We start from the raw sequence: 13,695 nt of genomic DNA on the forward strand, positions 1-13,695 counted from the left end.
TTCTTGATGTTCAACGTCATTGTAGTATGGATGGGAAATCCGGAACGGAACTTGCCGTTGCGGACACGAGCGGTCCCGTAGCTCAGCAGGATAGAGCATCAGATTCCTAATCTGAGGGTCACAGGTTCGAATCCTGTCGGGATCGCCATTTTTCAAAAAAGTCGGACAACGCAAGCTCTTGACTGTCTTGTTGCGACAGGGCCATCCGTCAGCAAGTCCCCTATTCCGGTCACCAAATACTCTCCCGTTATTCATAACCGGTCATCTCCAGATAGCCGCGGCCGCCATGGCTGCCAACGACGGTGATAGGGCCTTCCCAATAGGGCACCATAGTTTCCATCCAGCTATTCGGGTTGATCGCCTCGACTGTGATGTCGAGATCGCGCTCGGCAAGCTGCAGCCGCCACTCAATCGGAAGCGCGCGGTTTGCAACCTTTTGGGCGCGTCCCGGCGTCATCTGCAACACGCCGTCGCCATAAGCGGTGGTCTCACCGGAGGGGTCGATCCAGGTGGCCGAGGTGTAGGCGTCCTCGCTGCGGCTGCGCAGGCGGAATCCCATCAGCTTCGAGCCATCATCAAAATGCAGCGACAGCCAGTCCCAGCCGGTCTGGTCCGGATCGAGCGGCTGGGAAGACCATTCGCGGTCGAGCCAGGCCTGGCCGCTGACCTCAACGGGGCCGGACGGCAGGTTGATTTTGCCCGTCACGGTGTAGAAGGGCTGCGAATAGTAGTAACTCGCCTGACCCGAGGTCGATTTGACCGAAAAACCATCGTCTCCGTGCAGGACCAGCGGTCCTGCGGCTGTGAGCTTGATGTCGTAGGAAAAGTCCGGACCGCGGGCGGTCACGTGAAGCGCCGCCAGCGGGTCCTCGCCGGCTGCTGCCCCGCTGTTCATCTGCCAATCGTCGATCCAGGCGGAAAACGGGTCTGCCGCCACACCGGCCTGGCCGATTCCGCCGCGGGCAAACCGCTCGGTTGAAAAGTGCCGGCTCGCGGTGGTCACCGCGGCATGGGCCATAAATGTCTGAGAGGCGGACCAGCCATTATCGGCCCCGGGCCGCAAAGCAGAGCGGAACAGCGTCCATTGCAGGCCGAAATCGGCGCCGTTCGCGCCCTTCAGATTGGCGGTCAGGTACCACCATTCGATGCGAAAATCGGGATGCGGCCCGTGATCGTCGGGGAAGACGAGCGCCTGCCCCGGTTCCGGGTTCGAAAATCCATCGCTTTCCGTTCCAAGGCCAGCGAAGCCCTGTGCCAGGGCTCCGGTCGCAATCATGACAAGCAGCACTGCGAGAATTCTAACGCTCATGAGCAAAGACCTTGAGAAATTCTGCGGGCCGGGTCCGGGCGAGGCGCCAGACGGGAATGGCGGCGGCAAAGCCGGCTGCGATCATCGCCAGGACCAGCAACCACAGCCAGTCGGCCGGAAAGATGTGCATCGGCAGGCGCCAGCCGAACGCCTCGACATTGACGATGGCGAGCAGCACCCAGGCGAGAGCCAGGCCGACCGGCAGCGCCACCAGCCAGGTAAGAAACGCAAGCGCAACTGTGCGCAGCATCTCCAGTCGGGCGAGCGTGGCGCGCGTCGTGCCGACTGCCCAGACCGGTGCCATCTGAGACAGGCGCATCGTTGAGAGCGTCAGCAGTTTTGCGAGCATGGCAAAGCCGGCAATGCCCAGCGTCAGCGTGTTGAGAGCGCCCGTCACAAGGAAGGTGCGGTCGAACACCCGCAGCGAAAACCGTTTGAGATCGGCCTGATTGAGGATGTTGCCGGGGGAGAGGCCAAACTCGCCAACGAGCGCCGCCACGAGCGCCTCCGCCCGCTCGGGCGCCACCCGGACAGCGTGCCGCAATTTTGGAATGTCCGGAAAATAACGCATGAGCCTGTCGTGACTGACAATCACCTGTCCCGTCGGATTGCCGTAGTCGGAATATATGCCGACGATCTCTTCCGTCCAGCCGGGCGCTACCGGCAGGCGGTCGCCCAGCCGGTAGCCGCCGCGCCGGAAGAGTTGCTCGTTGATCAGTGCGCCGTCGCCCGCGGCCACCCGGTCCCAGACATTTTCCCCGCGCTCCAACAAAGGCCAATGGTCCCGGTAGGTGGCGTGATCGGCGATGCCGTAAAGGAAGACCGGCAGCCCAACGATCTCAATCTCGGTTGTCCGGATCGGCAGCACGGCATCCGCCCGCTCGGCAAGAAACGCCCGCAAGGCTTCGGCCTCGGCTTCGTTGTCCGCGGCAACATAGAGCTCCGACGCCAGGCGCTGGTCAAGCCAGCCGGTGAAGGTGTACCGGAACGACGCGACCATGGTGCTGACGCCGATATTGGCGGCGAGCGCCAGCATAAGTGCCATGAGTGCCAGCGACAGACCCGGAACCTGCTGGCGCATGTCGGCCCACACCCATTCGGCGATCGCTGAGCGGGCCGTGCGCGCACCGAGCCTGAGAGCCAGGATCAGGAGGGCGGGCAGGAGCATCGCGGCGCCGAGAAGCAGGGTTCCAAGTGTCAGAAATCCGGCTGACAGGCCACCGCCGAACCAGGCCGTTGTTAACGACATCAGCAAAAACACCGCAGCGGCGAATGCTGTCCAGCGGCTGTTCTTCAGGCTTGCCATAGCCCAGGCCCGGGGCTGAGCCGGGGCGAGCAGCGGCATGCGCGCGATGCGCCACAGCCCCTGGCCGACGGCTAGCAGGGCACCGCCAAAGGCGATGGCGAGGCCGGTCAGGATCCAGTCCGGCCGCAAGGCGAGCGAGCCGGGCACAGATGCGCCATAGAGGCCCGCAAGCGTCGCTGCAACGTCCGGCAGCAGCGCCGCGGCGATGCCGTAGCCAAGAACCACGCCAAGCAACCCGGCAATCAGCGCCAGGACCAGCGTTTCGGTGAGGAGAAGCAGAATGACTGTCCGGTTTGGCATACCGAGTGCCCGAAGGGTCCGGATCACCGTGCGGCGCTGTTCGAAGGCAAGGCCGATCGTTGCATGGACGATGAACAGGCCGACAGCGAAGGACAGGAACCCGAAGGCCGTCAGGTTGAGATGGAAACTATCCGTCAGCCGGGCGATGTCGCCCTGCGGGTCGGGTTCAATGCGCTCAAGGTCCGGCGCGATCTCGGACAGCGGCGCAAGGCCTGCGGGCTGGTCGGACGCCAGCAGCAGATAGTCGAAATCCTGCCGCTTCAGCAGCGTCCAGGCGGTCGGGATATCGGCCATCAGATCGCCCGGCACGACCTGCAGCGAGGTACGCAGGTTGAGGCCGCTCTTGCTCAGCGCCTCCGCGGTCTCAGGATGGACGAGAACAAGATCGTTGCCGGCAACGATATCAGCGATGCCGGTATCGCCCGAAAGCCCGAAGGAGGTGGCTCCTTGCGGCAGGGTGAAGACGTCGATTCCCATGACCCGCACGCGGGTCCGCCCCAGCCGCAGGGTACCCTCGACGACGGGGGACACCAGCCAGCCGGCGCGCCGCAGCGCAACGAACCGGTCCGCAGTGATCGGTAAGCCGGTTTTGGACTGAAGACGCTTCAGCGTGTCCTGTCCGAGAACGGCTGCTGCACGGTCGTAACTCGACCGGGCTTCGCTGTTGATCGCCTGCACACCCGTCCACAGCCCGGTGGCCAATGCAAGGCCGACGATCAAGGTCGCTAGCTGCAGCGGCCGGTAATGCCAGTGCGATAACAGCGCCGAAATACCCGCCGCGATCATTGCAGCCGGCCGTGCGTCAGATGCAGCCGCCGGTTTAAAAGGCTGGCCAGGCGAACCGAATGCGTGACCAGGATGAAGCCGGCCTTTACGTCCGCAACAAGCTGCAGCATCAGGTCAATGACGGCGTCGCCTGTGTCCTCGTCAAGGTTTCCTGTCGGCTCATCGGCAAGGATCAGTTCGGGCCTGGCTGCGAGCGTCCGGCCGATTGCCACCCGCTGCTGCTGGCCGCCTGAAAGCTGTTCCGGATAGCGTTTGAGACACTCTATCAGACCGAGCCGCTCCGTCAGGTGGGTGTTCCAGTCACGGTCAAGACGCCCTGCCAGCCGGGCATGAAAGGCAAGGTTTTGCGCAACCGTCAGCGATGGGATGAGGTTGAACTGTTGAAACACAAGGCCGATCCTGTCACGACGCAAGGCAGCAAGTTGCGGATCGTCCATGTGCGCAATGTCGGCGCCGGCCACCCTGATTTCGCCGCTGTCGGGCGCGTCCAGTCCGGCTATCAGATGCAACAGCGTGCTCTTGCCGGACCCGGATTCCCCCGTCAGCGCCAGATGCTGACCGGCATCGAGTTCCAGCGAAACGCCCTTGAGAACATCGACGGGACCTTCTTCGGTTGTGAACGATTTCCTGACATCGCGCAGCGCAAGCAGCATGGTGGATCCGGTATTGGTTTCAGGCAGTACATTAGAGGGTTTGGTAACTGGTTGGAAATGTCTGGCTGGGGCTAATTTTCCGCCGCCGGATAATGATGGCTGATACGGTCCAACCTGCATACGCCTTGTCGATATCTACCTGTAGAGCCGGCATCCGGATATCGGCAAATTTGCGCACGCCTTTCAAAGGCGAACGAATCTATTTCACCCGTCACCGCTCTTTTCGCCCGACAACTGTGATGAATAAAAGTAGACGATCGCCTGCGCCCGGTTTTTGACGGAGAGCTTTTCGTAGATGTTCGAAAGATGAAATTTGACCGTGTTGGTCGAGATCTGCAGTGCCTTTGAAAGTTCGCGGTTGGACATGCCATTGGACAGGGCCTCCAAAATCTGGCGTTCCTTGCGCGACAGGCTGTAAATCGGATCCTGTTGCATCTGGCGCACGTCAACGAACGGAAACACCATTTTTCCGGCAGCCACGTCGGCACAGGTCTCCAGCAACCCCTCAACCTCGCCTGACCGTGGTGCAAATCCTGCTGCTCCGGCTTGCATCGCAAGTCTGGGAAAGTCCCCCGTAGCGTCGCCATAAACCACAAAACGGGGCGCGTTTTCGTTTTCGCGCAGCACTTCGATCAACTTCGCCGCACCCAGGACAGGCAGGTTCCAGTCGATCACACCGACCTGTACCGGCACCCGCATCACAATTCCAAGAAAGCCCTCGGCTGTTGCGGATGTGGCCACCAGAGAGAAACGCGGATCCCGCTCGAAAATCTCGGACATGGCCGAAAGTACCAGCGGATTGCTGTCCGCAAGCAATATGTTGATCGGCGTCTTGTGATCCTCAACCATTTGTTTTCACGTTTGTATTTTTAAAAAACCACCCGTTTGAATGGGCTTAAATGTCGCGTTATTGGAAAAACCTATACTTTCGGGTAGGTCAATCGCTACCCATTTAGATACCCAAAAGCAGTAGTAAATTACGTTGTGTCATCGGGCAAGCCCGGGTTTTTCTATACGCCACCAAATTAAACGGGGCCGAGCGGTCCCCAGCGGAGGATATGACCTGATGACACTCCAGATTTTTCCCCAGCTCGAGATCCCCGAGACGCTTGCCGCGGGTCCCGGACCTGGCAACACCGATGCGCGTGTACTTCAGGCCTTTGCCAGCGCCGGTGTCGCGGATCACATGCAAGGTGATGTCCTTCGGGGGATGATCGAATGCAAGCATATGCTGCGTGAAATCTGGGGCACCGAAAACACCCATACCTTTGCCGTGGCAGGCACCGGCTGGAGCGGCCTCGACGCGATGTTCTCAGCTGTTATGCCGGGTGACAAGGTGGTTGCCTTTTCAAACGGCACATTCTCGGGAATCGACGCGCTGACGCTGCGGATCAAGGCGGCGACCCCGGCAGAACTGGCCGCGGATTCGCTCAATCCGCAGGCGGCCAGCGTAACCGTGATCGAGGTGCCGCACGGCCAGTCCGTAACCGGCGAAATTGTGGAAGCAGCCCTTGCCGAACACAAGCCGAAATGGGCCTTCATGGCGCATTGGGAAACCGGCTCGGGCCGCATCAACGACATCCAGGGCTTTTCCGATGCCTGCGAACGCCATGGCGTGATGGGGCTGGTCGATGCCGTTTCCTCGCTTGGCGTCGAGGATTTCTCCATCGACGACTATCCGGGCGTCGCCGGCTGGGCATCCTGCCCGCAGAAGGGTCTGTGCTGCCTGCCACTCACCTATGCGCCGGTCAGCTTCCGTGATGACTATATCGCCTCGCTCAGGGCAAGCGGCGCCTACACCTACGTGCACAACCCCATCTTCGAGGCGCGCCACTGGGGCATCATCGACGGTGCCGATGTCGAAAAGGGCACCTATCACCGCACCCATTCCGGCTACGCGGTTGCCGCCTTCCATGAATCGCTGCGCCTCACCCTTCAGGAAGGGCGCGCCAACCGCGCCGAATCCTACCGGATGCACGAAGCCGCCCTGCGCGAGGCCGTCGCTGCCATGGGCTGCGAGGTAACCTCGGACATGACCAGCCTCGTCGTTTTGAACCTGCCGGGTGATCTTGCCGGGCGCGAGATGGAACTTGTGCAGAACTGCCGCGCCGAGGGCTTCGGCATCTGGCCGACCCTTTCGGCTCCCGTGCAGATCCGCATTGGTATCCTGAACCAGCTGCGCCCCTCCGCCATCTGGGAGATCGTCAGGCGCTTCGCCGACGCGATGCGGGCCTTGGGGGCGGATGTGGATCAGGCCGCGGTCGACGCGATCCTCGACAAGCACTACGCGACGGCCGTTGCCGCGCAATAGGAGGAAACAATGGATATCCACGAATACCAGGCCAAGGAAATTCTCTCGAATTTCGGCGTCGAGGTGCCGACCGGCGCATTGGCCTACAGCCCCGAACAGGCCGCCTATCGCGCCCGCGAGTTGGGAGGCGACAAATGGATCGTCAAGGCCCAGGTTCATGCGGGTGGCCGCGGCAAGGCGGGCGGCGTTAAGATCTGCGGGTCCCAGGAGGAGATCTACGAGGCCTGCGACAACATGTTCGGGCGCAAGCTGGTTACCCATCAGACCGGCCCGGAAGGCAAGGGCATCTACCGTGTCTATGTCGAATCCTCTGTGCAGATCGACCGCGAGATCTATCTGGGCTTTGTGCTCGACCGCTCCAGCCAGCGCGTGATGATCGTCGCCTCCTCCGAGGGCGGAATGGAAATCGAGGAGATTTCCGCCGAGCGGCCCAAGAGCATCGTGCGCTCGACGGTCGAACCGGCAGTCGGCCTGCAGGAGTTCCAGGCCCGCGAGATCGCCTTTAATCTCGGCATTGAGCCGGCGCTGATCCAGAACATGGTGCGCACGCTCGAAGGCTGCTATCGGGCCTTCCGCGATTTCGACGCAACCATGGTCGAGATCAACCCGCTGGTCATCACCGGCGACAACCGCGTCGTGGCGCTGGACGCCAAGATGAGCTTTGACGACAACGCACTGTTCCGCCATCCGCAGATCAGCGAGCTGCGCGACAAGTCGCAGGAAGACCCGCGCGAAAGCCGTGCTGCCGACCGTGGCCTTTCCTATGTCGGGCTCGATGGAAATATCGGCTGCATCGTGAATGGCGCCGGTCTGGCGATGGCGACCATGGACACGATCAAGCTGGCCGGGGGCGATCCGGCAAACTTCCTCGACATCGGCGGAGGCGCATCCCCTGAGCGGGTTACCAAGGCATTCCGTCTGGTCCTTTCAGACAGCAACGTGCAGGCCGTCCTGGTCAACATTTTTGCAGGTATTAACCGTTGCGACTGGGTCGCCGAAGGTGTCGTGCAAGCGCTGAAAGAGCTGCAGATCGATATTCCCGTCGTTGTCCGCCTGGCAGGTACCAATGTTGAAGAGGGACAAAAAATCCTCGCCAAGTCCGGTTTGCCGATCATCCGCGCAACGACGCTGATGGAGGCTGCCGAGCGTGCCGTGGGCGCCTGGCAAAACGATCTCACCCAAAGCACCAAGATAAGGGCAGTGAAATGAGCATTCTCCTCGACCGCGACTCCCGTATCATCGTTCAGGGCATCACCGGGCGCATGGCCCGTTTCCACACCAAGGACATGCTGCAATACGGCACAAACGTTGTCGGTGGCGTGGTGCCCGGCAAGGGCGGTGAGTCAGTTGAAGGCGTGCCGGTTTTCGACACCGTGAAACAGGCCGTCGAAGCCACCGGTGCGGACGCAAGCCTGGTTTTTGTGCCGCCGCCCTTTGCCGCGGATTCCATCATGGAAGCGGCCGATGGCGGCATACGCTACTGCGTCTGCATCACCGACGGTATCCCCGCACAGGACATGATCCGCGTCAAACGCTACATGTACCGTTATCCCCGCGACAGGCGCATGGTCCTGACTGGACCCAACTGCGCCGGCACGATCAGCCCCGGCAAGGCGCTTCTGGGGATCATGCCCGGCCATATTTATCTGCCCGGCCATGTGGGCATCATCGGGCGCTCCGGCACGCTTGGCTACGAAGCCGCGGCACAGCTCAAGGAGCACGGCATCGGTGTGTCCACAAGCGTTGGCATCGGTGGAGATCCAATCAACGGATCGTCCTTCAGGGATATCCTGGAGCGCTTTGAGCAGGACGATGAGACACATGTGATTGCCATGATCGGTGAGATCGGCGGTCCGCAGGAGGCCGAGGCGGCCGAATATATCCGCGACCATATCACCAAGCCCGTAATCGCCTATGTGGCGGGCATGACCGCCCCGAAGGGCCGTACGATGGGGCACGCCGGCGCGATCATCTCGGCTTTCGGCGAAAGCGCGTCGGAAAAAGTCGAAATTCTGTCCGCAGTGGGCGTCACCGTGGCCGAGAACCCGGCCGTTATCGGGGATACGATCGCCCATGTCATGAAAGAGGCTGCGTGATGGTAAAACCCTCGGTACTGGTTACCCGCCGCTGGCCTGCGGCAGTAGAGGCTCAGCTGACGGAAAATTTCGACGCGGTGCTCAATGCCGGCGACAAGCCCCTGACGCCGGCGGAGATCCGGGAGGCGCTCAAAAACTATGATGCGGTGCTGCCCACCGTCACGGACCAGCTGACCGCCGAAGCGCTTAATGTGCCCACCTCCAAGACAAGGATCCTCGCCAATTACGGTGTTGGCTACAGCCACATCTGCGAAGAAACGGCGCGCAGTCTGGGGCTGACCGTCACCAATACGCCCGACGTGCTGTCTGAATGCACCGCGGATCTCGCCATGACGCTGCTTTTGATGGCGGCCCGTCGTGCCGGCGAGGGTGAGCGTGAACTGCGTGCCGGCGGCTGGACCGGCTGGCGTCCGACGCATCTGGTTGGAACCAAGGTCAGCGGCAAGGCACTTGGGATCATCGGTTATGGCCGCATCGGGCAGGAAATGGCCCGCCGGGCTCATCACGGGTTTGGCATGAAGATCATCGTGCAAAACCGGAGCCGCGTCGATCCCGCCATCTTGGCGCAGTGCGACGCAACGCAGGTTGACAGCATCGAAGAGCTTTTGCCGCAGTGCGATTTCGTTTCATTGCACTGCCCCGGTGGCGCCGGGAACCGGCACCTCATCAATGCCCAACGGTTGGAGTTGATGAAGCCCGACGCTTTTTTGATCAACACCGCGCGCGGAGAGGTCGTCGACGAGCTTGCCCTGATCCAGGCGCTGATGTTCGAAACAATCGGGGGCGCGGCACTGGACGTCTTTGACGGTGAGCCGAGAATCAATCCGGATCTCATACAATGCGACAATCTCGTGATGTTGCCGCATCTGGGCAGCGCAACACGGGAAGCGCGTGAGGCAATGGGATTCCGCGTTCTTGATAATCTGACCGACTTCTTCGAGGGCCGCGACCCAAGGGACCGTGTGATCTGATGCACGTTGCGGTTCGGGATGATCTTCGTTCTGATGCCTATGGCCGTTCAGCCTATGCTGACGGTTTGTGCGCGGAACTGCGCGCCCTGTGGCGCAATATTCTACTCAAGCGCGCGCCGCACGTAGCATCCTGGGCCGACGCCTCATCCCCGACCGCGATCCCCTTGGGCAAGGAAGCCACGCCCTACCTTCAGGCGCTGTCCATCTGGTTTCAGCTGTTGCGCATCATCGAAGAGAACGCGGCCGTCCGCGACAGGCGTCAGACCGAGACAAATCTGGGGGCGGAAGCTGTCAAAGGCGGCTTTGCGGAGGCTCTGTCCTCCAAGTCCATCAGTGCGGAACGTTTTCGGGAAGTCGCCGGCTCCCTTTGTGTCGGTCCGACCCTGACCGCCCACCCGACCGAAGCCAAGCGCGTCACGGTTCTGGAGATTCACCGTCGGATCTATCGTTGTCTCGTCAGCCTTGAATCCCAACGCTGGACCCCGGCTGAAAGAGCTGAACTGCTGGGCGACATCGAAGCCGAGATCGACCTGCTTTGGCTCACCGGCGAGCTTCGGTTGACGCGTCCCAGCCTGAACGACGAGATTGAGTGGGGCTTCCAGTTTTTCCGCGACAGCATTTTCGAAGCAGTGCCGCAAGTGCTGGAACGCTTCGATCAGGCTGCAAGACAGGCCTTGGGAGATTCCGCACCGGCTGCGCCCCAGATCGGCTTTCACAGCTGGATTGGCGGGGATCGGGACGGAAACCCCAACGTTACGGTGGAAACCACCGCCCAGGCGCTGCGGCGGGGCCGCGAACTGGCCTTCGAGCTTTATGAAAAATCGCTGGCCAAAGCCGCCAGCCGATTGAGCATTAGCGATCAGATACTGTCGCTGCCCGAGCCCCACCGGTCGCAGGTGCAAGCCGTCATTGAGGGCAGCCCCGTGGCGACGCGCAATCCGAATGAACTCTTCCGACAGGCCGTATCGGCAATTGCAAACCGTCTTCGGAAACAGGTCTATGTTCATATCGGCCAGTTTCTTTCCGACCTCGACACGCTGGATGCCGCGCTCTGTGCCGTCGATGCCGAACCTCTGGCGCAGCGCTATATCCGCCGGTTGCGCAGGTCAGCATCAGTATTCGGCTTCCGGACTGCGACATTGGATATTCGCCAAAATTCGACCGTGACAACAGCAGTCCTTTCAGAAATCTGGGAAAAACAACCGGGACCGCTTCCGGTTTACGGGACTAGTGAATGGTCGCAGCGCCTGCGCCATGAACTCGCCGATCCTGAGTTGCAGCGCATTGAAACAGACGAGCTGACGGATCAGGGGCGCGAACTGCTCGAGCTACTGGCATTGATGAATACTGCCTACACCGAGCCGGATCCAAAGGCCGTTGGTCCGTTTATCCTTTCCATGACCCGGTCCGCCGACGACATTCTTGGTGTCTACCTTCTGGCGCGCTATGCCGGGTTTGGAGCCGAGACACTGGATCTCGCGGTGGTGCCGTTGTTCGAGACGATTGACGATTTGCGCAAGGCTCCATCCATCCTTCAGGCGCTGCTTGACGTTCCGCTTGCCCGGCGCAGCCTGAAAACCAGGGGCCAGACCATCGAGGTCATGCTCGGATATTCCGACAGCAGCAAGGATGGCGGTTTCCTGTGCTCGACATGGGAGCTGGATCGGGCACAGCGGAAAATCGTCTCTGTCCTCGAAAATCAGGGGTTTCGCGCAGCCTTTTTCCATGGTCGCGGCGGGTCCGTCAGTCGTGGCGGTGCACCGGCAAGGTGGGCAATCGCCGCACAGCCTGCCGGAACCATATCAGGCCGCCTGCGGGTCACCGAACAGGGCGAGGTCGTATCCGCGCAATACGCCAATCGCGGCACGGCGGCGGCGCACTTGGAGCTCCTGCTTGCCAATACGCTGCGGCACTCGGCCGAACCGAGCGAAACACCTCCCCGTCCGGAATTCGAAGACGCGCTGGATTCGCTGTCCGGACTGTCCCAGACATCCTATGTCTCACTCCTTCAGATGGAAGGGTTTCTCGACTATTTCCAACAGGCAAGCCCGGTCGAGGAATTGGCGCGGCTTAAAATCGGCTCGCGGCCGACCCGCCGCTTTGGCGCCCAAAGCCTTGACGATCTGCGCGCCATACCATGGGTGTTTGCCTGGTCGCAAAACCGCCACCTGATCACCGGCTGGTATGGTTTCGGTGCCGCAGTTCACAGTTTTCGGCGTTTCCGCGGCGCGCGCGGTGACCAGATTCTGCATGACCTGTTCCAGCAATCACGACTGTTCAGGCTCATCGTCGATGAGATCGAGAAATCGCTTTATCAGACGGACATGACAATCGCCGGCGAATACGCTTCGCTGGTTAGCGAACCGGATACGCGTCGCAGCGTATTCGGTGCCATCAAGACCGAATACGAACGGGCCTGCGACGGCGTCCATTTCCTGACCAAATCGCAGGCCATCGGACACCGTTTCCCGCGTTTTTGCGAACGCTTTGACAGAAAACGCGCAGATCTCGACCGGATAAACGCCCTGCAGGTGGCATTGCTGCACGAATCGCGTGGCCGCGATCAGGGCACCGCTGTGCCCGTGCCGCTCCTGCAATCCATGAACGCCATCTCGGCCGGCCTCGGCTGGACCGGCTAGAAAAATCAAGGAGACAAGCACCGTGAACACACATCATCGTTTTGACGGTTTCTTCACCGAAGCCCTCGCCAGTCGCGACCCCGAGCTCCAGGCAGCGATCACGGGCGAACTTGGCCGCCAGCGCGACGAGATCGAGCTCATAGCGTCCGAAAACATTGTCTCGGCCGCTGTCATGGAAGCCCAGGGTTCGGTATTGACCAACAAATATGCCGAAGGCTATCCGGGCCGCCGCTACTATGGCGGCTGCAAATATGTCGACGTGGCCGAAAACCTTGCCATCGACCGCGCCAAGCAGCTGTTCGGCTGCGAGTTTGCCAATGTGCAGCCCAATTCCGGCTCGCAGGCCAATCAAGGCGTGTTCATGGCACTGCTGCAGCCGGGAGACACAATCCTCGGCATGAACCTCGCCTCGGGTGGCCACTTGACCCATGGCGCCGCCCCGAACCAGTCGGGCAAATGGTTCAATGCCGTGCAATACGGCGTGCGCCGCGAGGACAATCTAATCGACTATGACGAGATCGAAGCGCTGGCCAGGGAGCACCACCCAAAGCTCATCATCGCAGGCGGTTCAGCCATTCCGCGCGTCATCGACTTCGCGCGCATGCGCGAAATCGCCGACATGGTCAACGCCTATCTTCTTGTCGACATGGCCCACTTTGCCGGTCTGGTTGCCGCCGGCGAGCATCCCTCGCCCTTCCCGCACGCCCATGCGGTGACCACCACCACGCACAAGACCTTGCGAGGACCGCGCGGCGGCATGATCCTGACCAACGACGAGGCCATCGCAAAAAAAGTCAACTCGTCAATTTTTCCGGGCCTACAGGGCGGCCCGCTGATGCATGTGATTGCGGCCAAGGCCGTGGCCTTCGGCGAAGCATTGCGTCCCGAGTTCAAGGACTACATGCGCCAGGTGCGCGCCAACGCCGACGCTTTGGCAGATCAACTGATCAAGGGCGGTCTGGACATCGTGACCGGCGGCACAGACACCCATTTGATGCTGGTCGACCTGCGTCCCAAGGGTGTGACGGGTAATATCGTCGACAGGGCCCTGGGCCGCGCCCGCATCACAACCAACAAGAACGGCATCCCGTTCGACCCGGAAAAGCCCACCGTAACCTCAGGCATCCGCCTGGGCACGCCCGCCGGCACGACTCGCGGCTTCGGCCAGGCCGAGTTCCGGCAGATCGCCGACCTGATCGTCGAAGTGGTCGACGGGCTGGCCGCAAAGGGTGAAGACGGCAACGCGGAAGTGGAAGCAAACGTCCGCACCAGGGTCGCCGATCTGTGTGCACGATTCCCGATTTATGAACAAGCTCAAGTCTGA

General features: G+C 61.3%; 10 protein-coding genes and 1 tRNA gene. 7 read left to right on the top strand and 4 right to left on the bottom strand.

What is annotated here, in order from left to right; all coding sequences use genetic code 11:
• Nucleotides 1-71 precede the first annotated feature (71 nt).
• Nucleotides 72-148: transfer RNA gene (locus ABVT35_RS23470), tRNA-Arg, on the top strand.
• A 99-nt stretch (nucleotides 149-247) separates the two neighbouring features.
• Here the strand turns inward: ABVT35_RS23470 and ABVT35_RS23475 are convergent.
• From ABVT35_RS23475 to ABVT35_RS23490, 4 genes are all read right to left on the bottom strand, one after another.
• On the bottom strand, nucleotides 248-1,309 hold the full coding sequence (locus ABVT35_RS23475; protein WP_368469839.1) for a lipocalin-like domain-containing protein: 1,062 nt from the start codon (nucleotides 1,307-1,309) through the stop codon (nucleotides 248-250).
• Nucleotides 1,299-3,701: an FtsX-like permease family protein gene (locus tag ABVT35_RS23480; protein ID WP_368469841.1), complete on the bottom strand. Its 2,403-nt coding sequence runs from the start codon at nucleotides 3,699-3,701 to the stop codon at nucleotides 1,299-1,301. Before ABVT35_RS23480 ends, ABVT35_RS23475 begins: the two co-directional genes overlap by 11 nt.
• Nucleotides 3,698-4,354, bottom strand: coding sequence for an ABC transporter ATP-binding protein (locus ABVT35_RS23485; protein WP_368469843.1), 657 nt, complete (start codon nucleotides 4,352-4,354; stop codon nucleotides 3,698-3,700). Before ABVT35_RS23485 ends, ABVT35_RS23480 begins: the two co-directional genes overlap by 4 nt.
• Before the next feature lie 204 nt (nucleotides 4,355-4,558).
• Nucleotides 4,559-5,203 carry a response regulator transcription factor gene (locus ABVT35_RS23490; protein WP_368469845.1) on the bottom strand — a complete coding sequence of 215 codons (645 nt, stop codon included), beginning with the start codon at nucleotides 5,201-5,203 and terminating at the stop codon, nucleotides 4,559-4,561.
• A 217-nt stretch (nucleotides 5,204-5,420) separates the two neighbouring features.
• Between ABVT35_RS23490 and ABVT35_RS23495 the strand changes: the two genes are divergently transcribed.
• From ABVT35_RS23495 to glyA, 6 genes are read left to right on the top strand one after another with little or no spacing between them, the layout of a single operon-like run.
• Complete coding sequence (locus ABVT35_RS23495; protein WP_368469847.1) at nucleotides 5,421-6,665, top strand: aminotransferase class V-fold PLP-dependent enzyme; 1,245 nt, start codon at nucleotides 5,421-5,423, stop codon at nucleotides 6,663-6,665.
• A 9-nt stretch (nucleotides 6,666-6,674) separates the two neighbouring features.
• On the top strand, nucleotides 6,675-7,874 hold the full coding sequence (locus ABVT35_RS23500) for a malate--CoA ligase subunit beta (protein ID WP_368469848.1): 1,200 nt from the start codon (nucleotides 6,675-6,677) through the stop codon (nucleotides 7,872-7,874).
• The gene (gene sucD, locus ABVT35_RS23505; protein WP_368469850.1) at nucleotides 7,871-8,761 is read left to right on the top strand and encodes a succinate--CoA ligase subunit alpha; all 891 of its coding nucleotides are present in this window, start codon (nucleotides 7,871-7,873) and stop codon (nucleotides 8,759-8,761) included. The genes ABVT35_RS23500 and sucD overlap by 4 nt, the downstream gene beginning before the upstream one ends.
• Nucleotides 8,761-9,732 carry a 2-hydroxyacid dehydrogenase gene (locus ABVT35_RS23510; RefSeq protein ID WP_368469851.1) on the top strand — a complete coding sequence of 324 codons (972 nt, stop codon included), beginning with the start codon at nucleotides 8,761-8,763 and terminating at the stop codon, nucleotides 9,730-9,732. Before sucD ends, ABVT35_RS23510 begins: the two co-directional genes overlap by 1 nt.
• Complete coding sequence (locus ABVT35_RS23515; protein WP_368469852.1) at nucleotides 9,732-12,371, top strand: phosphoenolpyruvate carboxylase; 2,640 nt, start codon at nucleotides 9,732-9,734, stop codon at nucleotides 12,369-12,371. Before ABVT35_RS23510 ends, ABVT35_RS23515 begins: the two co-directional genes overlap by 1 nt.
• 22 nt (nucleotides 12,372-12,393) lie before the next feature.
• Nucleotides 12,394-13,695, top strand: a complete 1,302-nt coding sequence (glyA, locus tag ABVT35_RS23520) for a serine hydroxymethyltransferase (protein WP_368469853.1) — start codon at nucleotides 12,394-12,396, stop codon at nucleotides 13,693-13,695.

It is taken from the genome of Hoeflea sp. TYP-13, from assembly GCF_040932035.1.
Taxonomy (GTDB): Bacteria; Pseudomonadota; Alphaproteobacteria; order Rhizobiales; family Rhizobiaceae; genus Hoeflea_A.